This window comes from Winogradskyella forsetii, assembly GCF_013394595.1.
GTDB classification, from domain to species: Bacteria; Bacteroidota; Bacteroidia; order Flavobacteriales; family Flavobacteriaceae; genus Winogradskyella; species Winogradskyella forsetii.
The window spans coordinates 1,895,775-1,916,079 of sequence record NZ_CP053348.1 but is presented as its reverse complement, the minus strand read 5'-3'; the positions used below and the strand labels follow the sequence as shown (position 1 = coordinate 1,916,079).

12 protein-coding genes are annotated in these 20,305 nt (G+C 32.5%); 11 read left to right on the top strand and 1 reads right to left on the bottom strand.

Going from position 1 to position 20,305, the window contains the following annotated elements; all coding sequences use genetic code 11:
* The first annotated feature begins 83 nt into the window (after positions 1–83).
* From HM987_RS08310 to HM987_RS08300, 3 genes are all read left to right on the top strand, one after another.
* A complete protein-coding gene (locus tag HM987_RS08310) occupies positions 84–1,103 on the top strand; it encodes an NAD-dependent epimerase (protein WP_179006934.1) in 1,020 nt (339 codons plus the stop codon).
* Positions 1,104–1,255: 152 nt separating this feature from the next.
* Positions 1,256–2,635, top strand: coding sequence for a nucleotide sugar dehydrogenase (locus HM987_RS08305; protein WP_179006932.1), 1,380 nt, complete (start codon positions 1,256–1,258; stop codon positions 2,633–2,635).
* 189 nt (positions 2,636–2,824) lie between these two features.
* A complete protein-coding gene (locus HM987_RS08300) occupies positions 2,825–3,847 on the top strand; it encodes an acyltransferase family protein (RefSeq protein WP_179006930.1) in 1,023 nt (340 codons plus the stop codon).
* Between the two features lie 100 nt (positions 3,848–3,947).
* Here HM987_RS08300 and HM987_RS08295 read toward each other — a convergent pair whose 3' ends face one another.
* A complete protein-coding gene (locus HM987_RS08295) occupies positions 3,948–10,853 on the bottom strand; it encodes a T9SS type A sorting domain-containing protein (protein WP_179006928.1) in 6,906 nt (2,301 codons plus the stop codon).
* Between the two features lie 601 nt (positions 10,854–11,454).
* On the opposite strand from HM987_RS08295, the gene HM987_RS08290 reads away from it, so the two are divergent.
* From HM987_RS08290 to HM987_RS08255, 8 genes are all read left to right on the top strand, one after another.
* On the top strand, positions 11,455–12,444 hold the full coding sequence (locus HM987_RS08290; RefSeq protein WP_179006926.1) for a glycosyltransferase: 990 nt from the start codon (positions 11,455–11,457) through the stop codon (positions 12,442–12,444).
* Positions 12,437–13,969, top strand: coding sequence for a polysaccharide biosynthesis protein (locus HM987_RS08285; RefSeq protein WP_179006923.1), 1,533 nt, complete (start codon positions 12,437–12,439; stop codon positions 13,967–13,969). Before HM987_RS08290 ends, HM987_RS08285 begins: the two co-directional genes overlap by 8 nt.
* Positions 13,969–15,063, top strand: coding sequence for a glycosyltransferase family 4 protein (locus HM987_RS08280; RefSeq protein WP_179006922.1), 1,095 nt, complete (start codon positions 13,969–13,971; stop codon positions 15,061–15,063). Before HM987_RS08285 ends, HM987_RS08280 begins: the two co-directional genes overlap by 1 nt.
* A 129-nt stretch (positions 15,064–15,192) precedes the next feature.
* Positions 15,193–16,281 carry an O-antigen ligase family protein gene (locus HM987_RS08275; RefSeq protein WP_229724686.1) on the top strand — a complete coding sequence of 363 codons (1,089 nt, stop codon included), beginning with the start codon at positions 15,193–15,195 and terminating at the stop codon, positions 16,279–16,281.
* A 98-nt stretch (positions 16,282–16,379) separates the two neighbouring features.
* Positions 16,380–17,333, top strand: a complete 954-nt coding sequence (locus HM987_RS08270; RefSeq protein WP_179006917.1) for a glycosyltransferase family 2 protein — start codon at positions 16,380–16,382, stop codon at positions 17,331–17,333.
* Between the two features lie 115 nt (positions 17,334–17,448).
* Complete coding sequence (locus HM987_RS08265; RefSeq protein WP_178988428.1) at positions 17,449–17,988, top strand: serine O-acetyltransferase; 540 nt, start codon at positions 17,449–17,451, stop codon at positions 17,986–17,988.
* A gap of 65 nt (positions 17,989–18,053) precedes the next feature.
* Positions 18,054–19,124 carry a glycosyltransferase gene (locus HM987_RS08260; protein WP_179006915.1) on the top strand — a complete coding sequence of 357 codons (1,071 nt, stop codon included), beginning with the start codon at positions 18,054–18,056 and terminating at the stop codon, positions 19,122–19,124.
* A 10-nt stretch (positions 19,125–19,134) separates the two neighbouring features.
* The gene (locus HM987_RS08255) at positions 19,135–20,280 is read left to right on the top strand and encodes a glycosyltransferase (RefSeq protein WP_179006912.1); all 1,146 of its coding nucleotides are present in this window, start codon (positions 19,135–19,137) and stop codon (positions 20,278–20,280) included.
* Positions 20,281–20,305: the final 25 nt, after the last annotated feature.

Genomic DNA, 20,305 nt, shown 5'->3' with positions numbered 1-20,305 from the left:
AATTGTTGACGGTATAATTTAGAAGTATCAATCAAAATAGTCATCTTTGGACACTATTTCTGAAAAAAGAAAAAACATTTAATATGAAAATATTAGTAACAGGAGCTGCGGGTTTTATAGGATATTATGTTTCGAAGGTTCTTTTATCTAAAGGTCATGAAGTCGTTGGTTTAGATAACATCAATGATTATTATGATATTGATTTAAAGTTTGCGCGACTAAATGAGTTAGGTGTTGACAAAAATGAAGCTTCTGAATTTAATGTACTTTGTCAGGGTAAATCAGAAGATTTCACTTTTGTTAGAATGAATCTTGAGAATCGAGAAGAACTTCCAAAATTATTCAAAAAGGAACAATTCGATATTGTCTGCAATCTTGCCGCTCAAGCAGGAGTTCGCTATAGTTTGGAAAATCCTGAAACTTATGTAGATTCAAACTTGGTAGGCTTTTTAAATATTTTGGAATGTTGCAGAAATAATGCTATTAAACATCTGGTCTATGCCAGTAGTTCTAGTGTTTATGGGATGAACAAGAAAATACCATTCTCAACTGATGACAATGTGGACCACCCTATTAGTTTGTATGCAGCCACTAAAAAGAGTAATGAATTGATGGCTCATACGTATAGTCATCTTTTTAAGATACCTACTACTGGGCTTAGATTTTTCACCGTTTACGGACCTTGGGGACGACCAGATATGGCCATGTTTTTATTTACAGACGCCATTGTAAATGATAGACCGATTAAAGTGTTTAACCATGGTAATATGGAACGTGATTTTACTTACATAGATGATATCGTCGAAGGTGTCGTTAGAATCATTGAAAAATCACCGGCAAAGAGAAAAGAATCCAATAATCTTTATAAAGTCTATAACATTGGAAATAATAACTCCGTAAAATTATTAGACTTTATAAAAGAAATTGAACTAAACCTAGATAAAGTAGCAACCAAAAACATGATGGAAATGCAGCCAGGTGATGTGGAACGCACTTGGGCAAATGTAGATGAATTAATAAAGGATTACGATTATAGGCCTAATACTTCTATAAAGCATGGTGTAAAATCCTTTATCGATTGGTTTAAAGGTTATTACAAGTAACTGATAATCCTTACGATGTGTCTTTTTTTCGTAATGGTATGAAACTTATCGTAAAAAGAGGTCGTTGGTATAAAATATTATTTGAATTAAATTAATTAGGTCAAATTTGTGCACATTTTAAAATTTGACTCAAATCATTATAAACTTAAAAAATGAAAATCACAAAAATTTGTTGTATTGGAGCTGGTTATGTAGGTGGACCTACAATGGCAGTAATTGCAAAAAAGAATCCGAATATAAAAGTTACTATCGTTGATATAAATGCAGAACGCATCGCAGCTTGGAACGACAAAGACGTTTCAAAATTACCTATTTACGAACCAGGTTTGGCAGAAATTGTTGAACAAACCAGAGGAAAAAACCTGTTTTTTTCAACAGAAATAGACAAAACGATTCAAGAATCTGAAATGATTTTTATTTCGGTTAATACACCGACCAAAACTTATGGTAAAGGTAAAGGTATGGCTGCGGATTTGAAGTACGTGGAATTATGTGCTCGAAACATTGCTGAGGTTGCAACAACTGATAAAATTGTAGTAGAAAAATCTACGTTACCTGTGAGGACGGCTCAAGCGATAAAAAGTATTTTACACAATACAGGAAGTGATGTTAATTTTAGCATTTTATCCAATCCAGAATTTTTAGCTGAAGGGACAGCTATTCAAGATTTGTTAAATCCAGATCGTGTTTTGATTGGAGGCGAATCAGAAGAAGCCATAGAAAGCTTGGCAAATGTTTATGGAAGTTGGGTTCCACAAGAACGGATTTTGAGAACCAATGTTTGGTCATCTGAATTGTCAAAATTGACTGCTAATGCGTTTTTAGCACAAAGGATTTCTTCGATAAATGCCATTTCTGAATTATGCGAACATACAGAAGCCAATGTAAACGAAGTTGCTAAAGCAATTGGTATGGATTCTAGAATTGGACCAAAATTTTTAAACGCTTCAATTGGTTTTGGTGGGTCTTGTTTTCAGAAAGACATCTTGAATCTTGTTTATATTGCTAGAAGTTATGGTCTTAATGCCGTTGCCGACTATTGGGAACAAGTTATTATTCTAAACGATCATCAAAAACAACGTTTTTCTGATAATCTAATAAGCACATTATACAATACTGTTTCTGGTAAAAAAATTGCCATGTTAGGTTGGGCTTTTAAGAAGGACACCAATGACACCAGGGAATCTGCTGCGATTTACGTTGCAGATCATTTGTTGAATGAACAAGCTCATATTGCTGTATACGATCCAAAAGTAAACGATATAAAGGTACAAGCCGATCTTAACTATCTTAACACAAGATCTAAAGAGGAAAATAAAGAACTTGTCACTTCTTTTGAAAATCCGTATGAAGCTATTAAAGATGCCCATGCCATAGCTATTATGACAGAATGGGATGAGTTCAAAACCTACGATTGGCAAAAAATATATGACAATATGAAGAAACCTGCCTTTATTTTTGATGGTAGAAATATATTAGATCAAAAAGAAATGGCAGCTATAGGGTTTGAATATTCTTCTATAGGGAAGTAATTATTTTAAACCTTTTCCTATCGAGTAATAGAACATAGTCAAAAAAAGTTATTTGGACTTTTAAGTTAGGTTAATTATACCAATCGCTTATGCTTTTTTTATGAACCTAGATTCTCTTAGTTTCTAAATTACTTTGCCCAACTAATATCATAATTTAATGACTTTATAACCTACGAAAGACAGCCAGAAATGCTAAAGAAAGATTTGAGTCACATGAATTTGCTAAGAGCAGTTGGAATCACTTTGGTTGTTCTAAGGCATTCCTTCTCACCTTTTAGAAGAAGTTGGGATGTGAGTAAATATTATGAATATAACATTATTGCAGATTGCTTAGGAAAGTATATTTCTACTATTTCAATGCCGCTCTTTGTTTTTATCTCTGGCTATATCTACTATTTTCTGAGAAATAATTACGGTAAATATTCAGATTACAAAACACTTTTTAAGAAAAAATCACGACGTTTAATTGTACCCTATTTAATATTAGCTCCAATTTACATTTATTTTTTATTGGACTATGACTCCATGCTTTCATTTTTATCCCACATGTGGACTGGAGCTGGACATTTATGGTTTCTATTAATGATGTTCGTAATGTTTCTTTTGTATTATAAATTTGAAAACTTTCTTTGCAAGCATTATATTTTTAGCATTCTTCTTGGTGTTTTTTTATATATGCTAGTGTTACCCTTAAGTTACATAAACCTTCAGCCTCTAGCTCTGGTTTGTAAGTATTTTATTTTCTTTCAAATGGGCAATCTATTTAATAAGTATTCTACTGAAATTTTGGGTTATTTAAAAGAAAAAGTATTAGTCTTGTTTTTAATGCATTTATTTCTTTTTGGAATCTATTTTTATGCTATTAATGTATTTGAAAATAAGTATGTTTTATTCGGTATTTCCAAATTTCTTCTAGTCTTAAGTATTTTGGCATTGTGTTTCATTTATGGATTCTTAAACATCGTTACCGTAAAATATGTCAAATTCGTGTCAAAAATTAAGCCCGTAATATCTTATATAAATCATAATAGTTATTATCTCTATTTAATCCATGAGCCATTACTGAAGGTTTTTTTCACTTTTCTTTTTGTGCAAAAAATGCCAATAGTGTTTGCTATATCATTGGCTTTTATACTTTCAATGGGAATTTCATTGTTTTTAGGAAACTTACTGATGAAATTAAAAATAGGTCGTGCCCTAATTGGCTCCTAGTTATTTTTAGATAGAACTTATTGTAATTAAAGATTAATAAAGCAAAAAAGCACCAAATTCTAAAATTGGTGCTTTTTTGATTATTCATAATAAAAATGATTTATTTAACGAGTAACTTCTCCGTAATGTCTTTTTCTTCACCTATCAGTTTTACGAAGTAAACTCCAGATTGAAGCGAACTAATATCTATTTGCTTTGTTGAACTTGTACTGATATTCTCATTAAGTATTTTAGTACGTTGAACTAACTTTCCTGTCACATTATAAATATGTACATCTGAAACAACCAACACACCAGAATATTTAATATTAACAATATCTGAAGCTGGATTAGGATATACATTAAGTTTAAAATCTTTAGGAATTCCTGTTGGATCAGCAATTTGTTCATTACAATTTAAATCAACCTCTACTCTAACAGTGGCTTCATCAAAATCCATAGCATTGAATACAGTAACAACGTAATCCGTTGTTTCTTGCGGAGATACTTGAATAGACTGTGTAGTTTCACCTGTACTCCAGACATATTCATCTCCTCCAGATGCCGTTAATGTTGTTGTTTCATCTAAACAGATAAGGACATCTTCACCCGCATTTGCCAAAACAGGTTGCAATACATTTACGGTAACCTGTTTTTCGTCATAACAATCACCTATAAATCCTCTAACTTCATATGTGGTTGTAACAGATGGACTTACAGCAATATTGGGTTGTGTTGCACCATTATTCCACTCATATGTATTTGCCCCAGAAGCGGATAATGTAACAAAATCACCATTTAATATTTCAACACTTTCTCCATTTGCTATCTCTACAATAGGACTCGGATCTACATTAACTGTAACATCATCAGAAGCTTCTTGCCCATCAAGAATTACTGTTACTGTATATAACGTCGTAGATAATGGGCTAACTACAATACTTTGGGTTGTTTCTCCTGTACTCCACAAATACGTGTCACCTTCACTAGCAGTTAACTCCACTTCATAAGTCTGGTTGTCACATACATATTCATCCACGCCAGCAGAAACGGAGAATATTGGTATTACTGTTACTGTTATTTGCGCCAGTTCACTACTACATGAGTTTGTGAAACCTGTAACATTGTATGTAGTAGTTTGTAATGGACTTACTGCAATTGAACTAGAAGTCTCTCCAGTATTCCAAACATAAGTCTCTGCACCATTTACACTTAAAGTTGTGCTTTCTCCTTCAATTATTGTAATGTTTTCACTCACGTTTAAAATAGGTATTTCATTAACAATAACTGTAACACTATCAGAATCCGAGTTTCCGAAATCATCACTTACTGTAACGGTGTATGTTGCAGTTTCTGTTGGGCTCAACGTTATAGATGCATTGGTTTCTCCTGTGTTCCATGAGTAGTTTGTACCACCAGATGCATTTAAGGTCACACTCTCTCCAAAACAAATAGTAACATCGTTACCAGCATTTGCGTTAAGTGCAGGTATGACTGTTACAATCACTTCTTCTGTAATTTCACAATTACTTGTAGAAAAACCTGTAACGGTATAAGTTGTGTTTTCTTGTGGGCTGACTACAATAGAGCTTGTAGTTTCTCCAGTATTCCAAAGGTATGTATCCGCTCCATTTACGCTTAAATTATTGCTTTCCCCTTCTACGATTGTAATATCTTCACTAACCGTTATGCTTGGTAATTCATTTACCGTAACAGTAACACTATCTGAATCAGAGTTTCCAAAATTATCACTTACTGTAACAGTGTACGTTGTCGTCGCTGTTGGGCTCAATGTTAAATCTGGACTGGTTGCCCCAGTATTCCACGAATAATTAATACCACCAGATGCGTTCAATGTTACACTTTCGCCAATACAAATAACAACATCATCACCAGCATTTGCTAAGACTTCTGGTATCACAGTAACTGTAACTTCTACTGTAGATTCACACTCACTTTCAGAATAACCAGTAACCGTATAGCTTGTTGTTTGTGCAGGACTCACAACAATTGAATTACTTGTATCTCCCGTATTCCAAAAGTACGTTTCTGCTCCACTTACCGTTAAGTTTGCACTCTCTCCTTCAAAGATTGTAATGTCTTCACTTACCGTTATATTTGGTAATTCATTTACCGTGATCGTAACACTATCTGAATCCGAGTTTCCGAAATCATCACTTACCGTAACCGTATAGGTCGTAGTCATTGAAGGTATCAAGGTTATTGATGGCCCTATTTCTCCAGTGTCCCAAGAATAGTTAGTACCTCCTGAAGCATTTAATGTCACAATCTCACCTATACAAATAGAAATATCGTTACCAGCATTAGCATTCAATTCTGGTATTACTGTAACTGTTACTTCTTCTGTAACTTCACAATTGCTATCTGAAAATCCTGTTACACTATAAGTTGTGGTTTCCGTTGGGTTCACAACTATTGAGCTTAAAGTTTCTCCTGTACTCCAAAGATAGGTTGCTGCTCCACTTACGGTTAAGTTTGTGCTCTCTCCTTCAAATATTGTTATGTCATCACTCAAGGTTATATTTGGTAATTCATTTACTGTAACAGTAACACTATCCGAGTCTGAGTTTCCGAAATTATCGCTTACTGTAACCGTATAGGTTGCAGTTTCGGTTGGGGTTAATATTATTGAAGAACTTGTTTCTCCTGTGCTCCAAGAGTAATTTGTTCCTCCACCACCAGAAGCACTTAAAGTTATACTTTCCCCTGTACAAATTGCAACGTCATTACCAGCATTTGCAATTACTTCTGGGATTACAGTAACGGTAACCTCTTCTGTAATCTCACAATTCTCAGCTGAATAACCAGTGACACTATAAGTTGTAGTTTGCATAGGGTTAACAACAATAGAATCGGTAGTTTCGCCTGTATTCCACAAATAATTAGTTGCACCAGTCACTGTTAAAGTTATATTTTCCCCTTCAATTATTGTTATATCCTCGCTCAATGTCATATTCGGTAATTCATTTACTGTAACAGTAACACTATCCGAGTCTGAATTTCCGAAATTATCGCTTACTGTAACTGTATAAGTTGTTGTTTCGGTTGGATTAAAAGTTGGAGACGCCTCTGTACCTCCAGTATTCCATAAATAATTATCTCCTCCCAAAGCATTTAGTGTTATACTTTCTCCATTACAAATCGTAACATCATCACCTGCATCGGCAACCACTTGAGGAACTACAGTTACAATAACCTGTGCCATACTTTCACAACCATTATTTAAAAATCCTGTGATGGTGTATGTTGTTGTTTCTATTGGATTGACTATTATAGAACCTATAGTCTCTCCTGTATTCCATAAATAAGAGTCAGCACCTGAAACTTCAAGAGTTGCAGAATTACCATTCACAATTACAATATCATCACTTACAATTAATTCTGGAGTTGGTAATGTGAAGACCGTTACATCATCATTATGTGAACAGAAATCATTAGACACTTCAACTGTATAAATTGTATCCTCAGTAGGATTTACGGTAATAGATGCCGTTGTTTCACCTGTACTCCATAAGTATGAATTACCACCTTCTGCAGACGCAGTCAATGTAACCGCTTCACCTTGACAAATCGTTTGATCTTCACCTGCATTAGCGGTTGGAACTGGGTTAACCGTAACCGTCACCTCATCCGAGTCAGAATTACCAAATCCATCTTCAACGGTAACTGTATAAGTTGTAGTTTCAGTAGGTGTCATAGTTGGCGTTGCACCTGTTCCGCCTGTATTCCAAGTGTAAGTGACCCCTCCAGAAGCGTTTAAAGTCACAGAGTCTCCTAAGCAAATTGAAACATCCTGCCCTGCATTTGCATTTAATTGATCTACAACAGTTACGATAATATCTGCAGTAGTTTGGCAACCGTTATCTCCCTCACCAACAACGGTATATGTAGTAGTGACTTCAGGACTTACTAAAATTTCAGCTGTAGTTTCACCGGTACTCCAAGAATACGAACTTGCGCCATTTGCTGAAAGAGTAGCTGAGTTTCCTATCATTACATAGACGGTATCGTTTACGGTCATGTTAGGTGTTTCATTAACAAAAACGATAACCTCATCTGTAGCCGTATACCCATAATCATCTTCAACAGTAACAACGTAAGTTGTAGTTTCAATTGGATTTACTATTAGTTCAGCATCTGTAACTCCTGTATTCCATAAATAAGTAGAGCCACCTGTAGCGTTTAATGTAACCGTTTCTCCACTACAGATAGTTATATCTTCACCAGCATTGGCGACTACAACTGGAATTACCGTAACAATAACCTCAGCAGTACTAGAACAACCATTAACGCCAATAGTACTAACCGTAAATGTCGTTGTAACCAATGGGTTTACTATAATAGAGTCTGAAGTCTCGCCTGTGTTCCATTCGTAATTGTCACTACCTGTGGCTGTAAGTGTCACAGATTCACCTTCAACAATTACAATGTCTTCTGTTATCGTAATTTCTGGAGCTTCATTCACAAAAATGGTGACTTCATCTGTATCTGTATAACCATAGTCATCTTCTACGGTAACAGTATATATCGTAGTTTCCGTTGGACTAACAATCAGTTCAGAATCTACATCCCCTGTACTCCATGTGTAAGTTGAGCCTCCTGTAGCAGACAATGTAACGGTTTCACCATTACAAATAGTAACATCTTGACCTGCATTGGCAATTACTACTGGAATTACTGTGACTGTAACTTCGGCAGTACTTAAGCAATTGCCAATACCTAATGTAGTAACTGTATATGTTTCAGTAGCAGTTGGATTTACAGTAATAGAATATGTGGTTTCTCCGGTACTCCATTCGTAATTGTCACTACCGCTAGCCGTAAGTAATGCGGATTCACCTTCTACAATAACTAGATCTTCAGTTATTACTAATTCGGGAGCTTGATTTACAAAAACGGCAACTTCATCTGTACTAGAACAGTTATCATCACTTACTTCTACACTATAAATAGTCTCTTCTGTTGGACTTACCTCAATGGATGCAGTAGTTTCACCTGTACTCCATAAATATGACGTGCCACCGGTTGCAGTTAGAGTAGCTGTTTCACCTTGACATATCGATTGGTCTTCACCTGCCAATGCTATTGGTAAGGCATTCACCGTGATTGTAACACTAGCATCCTCAGATTGACCGAAATCATCTGAAATTGTTACGGTATAAGTTGTAGTTACCTCTGGCGTTACTTCGATAGTAGCTGTAGTTTCTCCATTATTCCATACATAGTTTGTACCTCCACTTGCTTCAAGGGTGGCACTTTCGCCTTCACAAATCTGTTGGTCAATACCTGCGCTCGTCTCGAGCGCTTCAGCGAAAACCGTTATTTCGGAATAATTGGAGATATTAGGGTCATAATCACTCGTAAAAGTAATTGTAACAAGACCTGTGGTAGTACCAGGTGTCACTAAACCGTTATTGTCCACTGTTGCTATAGACGGATCACTTGACGTCCATACTCCATTTGTATTGGTGGCATTTGATGGAAGAAAAGTAGTAGCTAATTGCAGTGTGTCTGTTATTTCAAGATCCTCAGTTGCCGGAGTAACTTCAACACTCTCAACTCCAATAGAATTCGTAGGACTATCAACTTGATTTAAATATTCTTCTAACCAGGTATAACCGCTAGGAGCTATATCATTATGGTTTTGACCAGAGGGTACGTTAGCATTAAACCAAATTTCTGGGATGTGTGGGTTACTTGCGTAAAAATTGTCTGGTCTGGTTACTGATGGTATTGGATTAAGTGAATAGTTGTCAATAGGTGTTACCATGACATTATTCAATATATTTTGTAAATATTCAGCATCATAACTATCTAAATTAGGACTTACACTCCCATCCGCATTAAGTCTTGCGTTACATCCAACATCATTAGGTAATGTTAATCTCAATTCACTTGCATCTAGTATAGGTTGTGATATACCTCTAATAGGATAAGGCGTGCTCATAAAAAAACTTTCTGGTAATTGTACACCATAATTTGAACCAACAAAGTATTTCCAAGTTAAAGTGTTATCAGCATTCATCTCATCAAGAGTATTTGATAACGTACTATGGATATTTGGAGCATTTATTATATTTCCACTGGTATATATCTTAGGATTCCAGCCCTCTGAATATAGATTTAAATTTTTATCTCCAAGTGGCAAGGATCCTTGATATGTCGCATTATTTAACTGATTTATATTTGTATCTCCAGATGATCTTGTTATCCGACCTTGTGCTTGCCACGTTAAATTGTTTATAACATCAAATGAATTCCCTGGGCCATGATTACCCGTAATGTTGGGAGTTCTATATCTTACATTATAAAAAACATTCTTTGAGAATGTCATGTCTCCTGATAAGTAGTAAGGCGTATTATCAACATCCTGACCTATTAAAGCACCTTTGACTGTCTCAGAAAAAAAGCATCTATGAATTGTCGTTTTATCTACAAGTCCTACTTGACTACCTTGTTTAACCCAATTAGGCATTGTTTTAGCAAAACCAAATGAACAGTGATCTATTATAGATTCATATATATCACTGACTGCTGAGAAAGACGCTGAACCTAAATTATCTCCTGTATTAGGTACCCAATCTGCCTCAAAACCACCTTTAAACCTAATATGACGCATTATATAGTTGGTGACACCTGCAAAATAAACTCTTCCTCCTGCAATTGTGATTCCTCCTTCTGGGGCTGTTTGTCCAGCGAGTGTAAAATCGCCACTCTCTGGTCCTATATAAAGTAATTTATCTATTGAAATAATCCCACTTACATCAAACACTATTGTTCTAGGCACAGTCATTGTCAAGGCCGCTTTTAAGCTACCTGGCCCGCTTGCATTAAGGTTAGTTACATGAACAACTATACCTCCGCGACCACCTGTTGTGTAGGCGCCAGCTCCTTTTGCGCTGGGAAATGCAGGCAGCTGAGCCTGTATTGATAAATTTGAGAAAAATAATAAAAAAACAAAAATTACTTTTATAAAAGCGTTAGTAGGCTTAGTAAAAAAAATCATAAGGGTTATTAGTTTTAGAGAAACTTGGGGCTACTCAATTATATTCTAAGGGCTAATCTAGAAATTAAATTATAAATACAGGTTTAAAATCAATATTATTCGATAAAGCGTACGTTAATGCAATAATTTACTTACTTTTTTATATTATTGCAATAGTGAAATACATATCGCCTAAAATATTTAAAAGGAATCAAATGCAAAAATATCCGATTAACAGTTATAATTACGTCTTGGATTTAGATTTGGACTATAGAAAATTAAATTTAACTTATCAAAGTAAAATATTACATATAATAAATGGTTGAATGTCAATATATGACTACTTATTTACAAGCGATTAGGCAGGATTACTATGTATTTTATCGACGTTTAAAATCTTTGATATCTAAAAAATGAATTTAAACGTAAAAAACTATGCTTTGTCAAGATTATTACTGTTACTCAAAAAAAATATCAATATTTGCGAATAACAACTTAGCTGATATATTTAATAATGTCTATACATCATAATTTGATTAATCAATATTTTTAAATCTATTTTTTATTAGATAAAATTAGCGTATTAGCCTGTTATTAAGTAATGTTAACCCAAATCGAAAAAATGAACATTTTAATATCTATAATTGTTCCTGTTTATAATGTTGAGTCATACCTAGACCGATGTATTGAATCCCTCATTCAACAAACACATAAAAATATAGAAGTCATTCTGGTTAATGACGGGTCAACAGATTTGAGCGGTAGTATATGTGATAAGTATGCGTTAAAAGACAAACGCATCAGGGTTTATCATATTAGTAATGGTGGGTCTAGTATTGCAAGAAATTACGGACTTAAAAAAAGCAAAGGCGACTTTATTGGATTTGTAGATAGTGATGATTGGGTAAAGCCAAATATGTTTTACGAACTAATTAAATTCGCTACCGCTAATGATTTAAAAGTTGTTGAGACCAGTTCTACGCATTCTCATTTAGTAGAAGCAGGTGAACCAGAAAAAAGCGTAATAAATGCAAGAATTGAAGACAGACATTCAGCTTTAAGAAGAATAATTAGTAATGCAGAATTTGCCGTTTGGAGAAGAATATACCATAAATCGATACTAAAAGATCGATTTTTTATTGAAGGCATTTTGCATCAAGATGTTTATTATACCATTGATATTTTAAATGAAATTTCTAATATCGGTTATTTTGAAAATCAATTTTATGTTTACAATATTCAAAACCTGACCAGTATTATTAGAAGTGATTATTCAATAAAAAAATTAAATTCTATAAACGCAGGAGCTTATGTTGTGGAACATACAGCTCATTACGGTAAAGACATACAAGATTTAGCAAAACAATATTTGTGCAAGTTTTTGACTTATCATTATGATTCGTTGTACTATAATACTGACCTCGATCAAAACGGTGTACATCGTAAAAATATTCGAAATACTATCAAAAAACATTATAAAGTAGAAAATAGTCAGTTTTATAGTTTTGCCATTGTGTTTTTACCACCATTGCTGTACAAAATATTTCTGACTCTAAATAAGGAAAGGATTAATATTCAGCGTAAAACATTTCAACTTTTTCAAAATGTCTAGAGTAAACCATGCCTTGAAAAACATGAAGTTTAGCATGTTTTTCTATCTTACGTTTTTGATTCTACAATTTGTTTCGAGAAAATTGTTTTTAGATAATTTAGGAGATGAATTCATGGGACTTTCAGGCACGCTGAGAAGTTTTCTGGGCTTTTTGAATTTAGCAGAATTGGGTATCGGTGCGGCTGTTGGTTTTAGTCTCTATAAACCAATTTTCAATAAAGAACATCATAAAATTAATGAACTAATCAGTCTATTTGGCCATCTATACAAAAAAATAGGGCTATTTATCATAATTGTTGGAGTCGTAATTTCATGTTTTTTCCCTATTATATTTGATTCGCTTAATGCACCGTTAACGGTTGTCTATTATACCTATTACACATTCTTATTTGGTATGTGTTTAAATTTTTTCTTCAACTACCATATTATTCTTCTTCAGGCGGATCAAAAGGACTATGTTATAACTTCAAGTTCACAATCCTTAAACTTGATAAAAATCTTACTCCAATGCATCATAGTGTATTATTATCAAAGTGTTTATGGATGGATTACCTTAGAATTGATATACTATATAGTTAATAGTTATATTTTAAGAAGGAAAGTAAAACAAATTTATCCATGGTTAGGGATCAATCAAAAGACAACAAATTCGATCTTAAAGACCAACCCTGAAATTATCAAAAAAGTTAAGCAAATCTCTTTGCACAAGTTAGGAACGTTTGTCACAGGTGGCACAGACCAAATATTGATTTTTGTTTTTATAAGTATTGAAACGGTAGCTTTTTTTGGTAATTATGAGTTAGTATTTAGCAGACTATTGCAATTAGTAAATACGGCTTTTGCGGGTACAGCTGCCGGAATAGGCAATTTAGTAGCAGAGAACGACAAAAAGAATATTAACAAAGTTTTTTGGGAAATGATGGCGCTTCGATTTTATATAGGTGGTTTAGCCATAATAGTTCTTTATTTTGTAACGGAACCTTTTATTTTAGTTTGGTTATCCGATAAGACCTACATTTTAAGTAAATATGTCTTAATATTGTTTCTTTTGAATATGTTCATAATGCAAATTAGAGTTCCTGTAGATCACTTCAAAGATGCCTATGGATTGTACCAAGATATTTGGGCACCAGTTGCACAGAGCATTATAAATTTAGGGATGTCCATAATCTTACTTCATTATTTTGATCTTGCTGGTATTCTTATGGGAACAACAATCGCATTTTCAATTGTTATATTATTGTGGAGACCTTATTTTTTATATAAACATGGCTTTAAGGAAAACCTATGGCATTATTGGAAAAGATTTTTGATTTTAGTATTGTCGTTGATTTTACCATTTTATATTTGCTATGAAATTCAGAAATTCTTAATCTTGGGAGACATAAACCTCTTTAATTTAATCATTTATGCTTTCAAAATATTAGTAATTGCGTTTGTAGCATATACACCTATTATTTACATATCGAGTCTTGGATTTAGAAATGTTTCTAAAAGAATATTTACCCTAGTAAAACTGAAATAATGAAAATAGATTTTATCATATCAGCTTTAAGTAGCGGAGGAGCTGAACGCGTAGTTGCATTGGTCGCAAATCATTTAGCTAAGAACAAAGCACACCAGATTTCTATTATAACTTTTTATGATGAAATGGATACAGATTATCCACTTGACCCATCTATCAATAGAATAAAGTTAAATCCGCCAAGAATTATTACGAATTACACTTTGAAAAATATTACTGGTCTAATTAAATATTATAAAATTAAAGCTAATAGACCTGACATAATTATATCTTATATTACACTCACAAATCTTTTAGCTATAACCGTAGCTAAATTATTTTCGATAAAAATTATTGCGCAAGAACACAATTCCTATCTACGATTTATGGAAGGAAGAAAGAGAATTTCAAATTTCACTAAAAGGTATGTTTACAGATTAGCTAATACGGTCACTGTTTTGACTTCATTTGATATTGATTTTTATAAGAAAAATGGCGTAAAAACATATGTTATGCCAAATCCTTGCAGCTTTTCTCCTATTAAAGATAATTCACATGTTCGGGAAAAATCAATTTTAGCGGTTGGAAATTTAACGCGTTACCATCATAAAGGGCTCGATAATTTAATTGAATTAATAGCTCCCGTGTTTAAAGAGAATCCCGATTGGAAATTAAAAATTGCTGGAACTGGAGATGGGGATATAGGGTTAAATCATTTAACCCAATTGGCTAAGGATAATAATATATTAGATAAAGTCGAATTCATTGGTTTTATAACGGATATCTCTAAGGTCATGCACCAATCTTCAATTTTTATATTGCCTTCAAGATTTGAGGGATTACCTATGGTATTATTAGAAGCTATGTCCCAAGGAATGGCATGTATTTCTTACGATTGTAAAACTGGGCCTTCCGATATTATAGAAAATAATGTGAATGGCTTACTGATTGAAGATCAAAACATGACCAAAATGCAAGAAGGTCTAAGAGAACTTATAAATAGCGAGAGTTTAAGAAATAGACTTTCTGAAAATGGTATTAACTCACTCAATAAATATAGCATTTCAAGTATTTCGGAGCGTTACGAAAATTTAATTACTAACATAGTTAAATAATTAATGTATAAAATTATAATTATAATATGCTTTTATATACCTCTGGTGATTAGTTGCCTTAATATACAGGGCCTAATATCTCAATTTATTTCACCAAGTACGTCGCAGTTAGTCGCTTATTTAAATTTGATGCTTTTAATACTTGGAACTATTTTATTTCGTCAAAATATAATGTCCTTATCCAGTACTAATAAATTATGGTTTATTTTCTATATTTTATATTATAGTTTTGGTTTACTGGCATCAGGAGTTTCTGGTTTTCAAACCTCTATAATTGCAACCTTTGTTCCCGTCATATATTTTATAGGATTTTATTTTCTCTTAAGTAATACGGAACAGTTCAAAGTTTTTTTTAAAGTAATAACAACCTGTTTCGTTATATCTTCTTTTGTTACCATTATATTAATCAAACTTAATATTAATGCCTATACAGGAGAAGAACATGGATGGGCATTGGATCGTGCAGGCGGTATAACAGGAGACCCGAATGCTGCCGCTTATACTAGTATTTTTGCTTTTATATTGTTTAATCAATTATTCCAACCAAAAACGTTTTTATTTAGACTTATAAAAGTACTAGTTTTAGTTACTTTGTTCTATAGCTTATTTTTAACCTATTCTACAACGGGTTTATTCGTATTCACTATTGTATTCTTTCTTATAAATCATAAGTTTTTCACAGGTATCAAGCTAGTTTTAATCGCCGTTATAATTCCATTATTTTATACCGCAATTTTTGCTCTTAAATCTCAAGTTAATAGTCTGGGCTTGTCTGCTGCACAAACAGGAAAAGTCAATAATATAATTAATCTACTGACTTTTAATCTCGAAGACGTGGATAGTTCTGGACGTTCAAATTTGATAGAACGGGCACTTTATTACCTATACGAAAATCCAATTTTAGGTAATGGTGTAGATTTTGCAATCGACCAGCATGTTCATAATACTTATATTGTTATATGGGTCGATGCAGGTTTATTTACTTTTCTGTTCTTTATTTTTATGCTAGGTTATTTTTTCTTAAAAACACTAACCTTAAGTCCTCATATTCGATATTTTGGAATGTCTATTTTGATTGTACTATACATATTTATGGTCAGTCTGCAAAGTGTTATTAATCAACCTAATTTAATCGTTTTCTTTGTATTTGTTGGCTATTTGATAGACCATAATACATCTAAAGAATCTTTTAAGACTTTAAAAACATTAGAGACATGAAAAAAATATCAAATGTTTTTTATTGGATATAGGTTAAAAAAACTAAATAATCTTATTTAAAATTATTTAGAAATTAAAATATTAAAAACCAACGTATTATGAATTTTATTGATTTTATACCAACATTCAATACTGAAGACATTATAGAAAATTCCGAGTATAGATTTTCTATTTTCACTCCAGTGTATAATAGAGCAGATACTATTCATCGTGTTTTTGATTCATTGAATAGTCAAACCTTCACGGACTTCGAATTGATATTGATCAATGATGGTTCTACTGACAATTCCCACCAAACGATATTGGAACTTTTAAAAACTGCCAAATTCAAGGTCAATTATATTAATAATGCCAAAAACCAACATAAAATGGCTTGTTACTTTCAAGCCATAGATCTAGCCCAAGGTGAATTTTTAATCATATTAGATTCTGACGACGAATGTGTAGAAAATGCCTTAGAGGTTTTTAGTGATTCTTATGATTCTATTCCTGAAAATAAAAAGAAGATGATTAGTGGCATTACTGCAATGTGCATAGACGAATCAGGACAAGTGATTGGAGAAAAATTTCCGGAGTACCCCTATTACAGTAGCACGTTTAGACAAAACCTTTATCATCCTGTTGTTATGGAAAGATGGGGATTCACAAAGACCGAAATATTGAAAAGAATAAAAATAAATCCAGATATGTTTGCAAAAGGACTTATTCCTGAAGGTTTAATCTGGGAATTTATCTCTAGCCTAGGTTATGAGACATTATACATTAATGAAGTCTTAAGAATCTATTATCTCGATACCCATAACAGATTGTCTAATAGAGATCACGAAAAGAATTCTTTTGGTATGGCTGTCTATTCATTATCTGTTATCAATTGGTTCTCAAAAGATTATTTTTTAAAAAAACCAACATACTTTTTAAAACGAACGTATACACTTTTGAGAGCCGCACATTATTTAAATTTTAAAAAGCAAGATTACTTACGCGAACTTCCAAATATAACGTTGAGATTTATATTTAATATAGGATGGCATTTTAAACATTTATTAAGATAAAATCCATTTTATGCAAATAATTTAGTATTGATAGATGGCATGTATCACAACAGCAGTTATATTTTAATGTTCAGACGTAATTTCAATCAATTTGTGTAATCGATAAATTAAAAAAATGAAAGAAATAATCAAAGCAGATCTATTCCGCTACGGTGGCTTAACAAAAATATATAAAGGAAAAAGAAATCCAGGTTTTCATTATATGTACTACCTACGTAAAGCATCGAAATACAAAAGATTCTCTTTATTAGGAATTTACTTTGGTCTTATTGTAAAAAGACTAAGCTACAAATATGGGTTTCAAATCCCTGTTTCAACTTCAATTGGAGAAGGTTTTTATATTGGGCATTTTGGCACAATCGTAATTAACAAAGATGCTATAATTGGAAAGCATTGCAATATCTCTCATTTAACTACAATAGGTCAAGCAAATAGAGGTAAAAATAAGGGTTGTCCTACTTTAGGAAATAATGTATGGATTGGTACAGGTTCTGTGATTGCTGGCAAAATAACTATAGGAAATAATGTATTAATAGCGCCCAATTCTTTTGTGAATTTTGATGTTCCCGATAAGTCTTTAGTTATTGGTAACCCTGCGAAAATTATAGCAAAGGAAAACCCAACAGAAGGATATATAAACAATATCTTAGAATAAATTATATCCAAGCTGTTTTAAAAGTAAATTATTGGTTAATAAAAATAGAATAAATAATAAGTGTTATGAAAACAAGAAAAATTAATATCACATTTGCGCTTCCCAATCTTCTACCAGGTGGTGCAGAACGCGTGTTTTCTTACATTGCTCAAAATATTGATCCAGAAAAGTTTGAAGTTACTTTACTAATAGTAGGTTATTCAAAAGATGCCTCTTACGATGTAAAAGATATAAAACTCGTCTTCTTAGAAAAAGCCAGAGTTTTGGATGGCGTTACCTCACTGTTTAAATATGTTAGAAAAAACAAACCAGACATATTAGTAAGTGCTGTTGGTCATCTTAATACAGTTACGGCATACATGTCTGTCTTTTTTCCTAAAACAAAATTTATATCCAGGGAAGTTACCGTGCTTAGTTTGGACACTGATTTTTTTAAAACAAAGGAATTTAACCCTCTTTCTTTTATAGGGAATAAACGATTTAATCGCTTTGATAAGATTATATGTCAATCTCAAGATATGCTAGATGACATAAAAGACAGTTACAATATAAGTGCTGAAAAAATGATTGTAATTAACAATCCTATTACAGACAGTTTTAAATTAAAAGAGCAAAAAACCAAAAACAACCCCATTCAATATATTACCGTAGGAAGATTAAGCAAAGAAAAAGGCTATGAGAGGATTTTAAAAATCCTATCGAAACTTGATTTTCCATTTCACTACACAATAATTGGCAATGGCAGTGAGAAAGACACTATTTTTTCTTTAATAGAGCAATTTGGCTTAACAGATAAAATTACACATATCAATTTTACCAAGGAGGTTTCAAAATACCTTGCTAAAAGTGATTTTTTTCTGCAAGGTTCTTATTTCGAAGGTTTTCCAAATTGCTTAATTGAATCTTGTTCTGTAGGAACACCTGTCTTGGCATTTAATGTTCCTGGCGGTACTAAAGAAATCATTGAAGATGGTATAAATGGTTATATGGTTGAAAATGAAGAAGATTATATTGAAAAATTGAAGGATACTCGTCAATGGAATCCAATTGATGTCAGGGAATCTGTAAACAAAAAGTTTAATAAAGATGTAATTCTTCAACAGTATGAAGACTTATTCATCAATATAATAAAGTAATAAGATTAGTATGAAATTAGGTTTTTTAATTTACTCATTATCTGGCGGAGGAGCCGAAAGACAGTGTTCTTATATATTATCTTATTGCACTAAACATAATATAGACGTTCATTTGATCTTAATGAATACTATTATTAAATATGAATTACCTGAAGGATTACCAATTCATTATTTAGAAAAATCAGAAGCAAACGAAAATGGTATAATTAAAGCATTAAAAATTCCTTTTCTTGCTTATAAATACGCCAAATTATTAAAAAAATTAAAGATTACCCATAGTGTAAGCCTTTTAACCAGACCCAATTTTATTAATATTATTGCCAGTAAATTAACGCGTTACAAATTTAAAACGATAGCAAATGAATTAGCTTTTCCTACGCTACAGTATAGCTACAAGGGTTTTCAATCTAGTTTTAATAAAACGATGATTCGATTATTATATAAAAAGTCGGATATGATAATTGGTAATTCTATAGGCAATGCCAAAGACCTAATTGATAATTTTGGAGTACCTCCTAAAATTATGGAAGTTGTTCACAACCCTATTGATTTGGAAAAGATATATAAGATTGAACCTATAGACTCGTTTTTTGATAAGAATAAATTCAACATGATTACTCTAGGACGCTTGGATGTTGGCAAAAACCATATAATGCTCATTGAGGCGATTCACAAACTAAACAACCCGTTATTAAGATTGTATATTTTTGGTGTAGGAGACATGCAGGATGAACTTGAGGAACTTATAAAAAAGTTAAATGTTGGAGAGCAAGTTTTTTTAATGGGCTTTGATGCCAACCCTTATAAATATCTAAAGTCCGCAGACATATTTATCTTTGGATCAAACCATGAAGGATTTCCTAATGTAATATTAGAAGCTATGGCATGTAAACTTCCTATATTAACAACTAATTGCAAGTCAGGACCAGATGAAATAATGGAATTGGAATCAGCTAAGGATGATTTAATGATCACTGATTATGGAATTCTAGTTCCTATTAAAAATGTTAATCTAATGGCTAAAGGAATTAATTATTTTGTTAATAATAAAAATTATTTAGAGGATTGCAAAAACCATGGCAAAAAACGAATTATGATTTATGAAAAAAATCATATTTTGAAACAATATACAGATCTAATAATTGAAATGGATTAATAGGATTAGAAAAACGAATTAAAGT

Bases quoted from the DNA above. Each gene is read 5' to 3' on its own strand.
- HM987_RS08265 (WP_178988428.1), top strand. From the start codon at position 17,449: ATGAAAGAAATAATCAAAGCAGATCTATTCCGCTACGGTGGCTTAACA.
- HM987_RS08275 (WP_229724686.1), top strand. From the start codon at position 15,193: ATGCTTTTAATACTTGGAACTATTTTATTTCGTCAAAATATAATGTCC.
- HM987_RS08305 (WP_179006932.1), top strand. From the start codon at position 1,256: ATGAAAATCACAAAAATTTGTTGTATTGGAGCTGGTTATGTAGGTGGA.
- HM987_RS08285 (WP_179006923.1), top strand. From the start codon at position 12,437: ATGTCTAGAGTAAACCATGCCTTGAAAAACATGAAGTTTAGCATGTTT.
- HM987_RS08300 (WP_179006930.1), top strand. From the start codon at position 2,825: ATGCTAAAGAAAGATTTGAGTCACATGAATTTGCTAAGAGCAGTTGGA.
- HM987_RS08270 (WP_179006917.1), top strand. From the start codon at position 16,380: ATGAATTTTATTGATTTTATACCAACATTCAATACTGAAGACATTATA.
- HM987_RS08260 (WP_179006915.1), top strand. From the start codon at position 18,054: ATGAAAACAAGAAAAATTAATATCACATTTGCGCTTCCCAATCTTCTA.
- HM987_RS08290 (WP_179006926.1), top strand. From the start codon at position 11,455: ATGAACATTTTAATATCTATAATTGTTCCTGTTTATAATGTTGAGTCA.
- HM987_RS08280 (WP_179006922.1), top strand. From the start codon at position 13,969: ATGAAAATAGATTTTATCATATCAGCTTTAAGTAGCGGAGGAGCTGAA.
- HM987_RS08310 (WP_179006934.1), top strand. From the start codon at position 84: ATGAAAATATTAGTAACAGGAGCTGCGGGTTTTATAGGATATTATGTT.
- HM987_RS08255 (WP_179006912.1), top strand. From the start codon at position 19,135: ATGAAATTAGGTTTTTTAATTTACTCATTATCTGGCGGAGGAGCCGAA.
- HM987_RS08295 (WP_179006928.1), bottom strand. From the start codon at position 10,853: ATGATTTTTTTTACTAAGCCTACTAACGCTTTTATAAAAGTAATTTTT.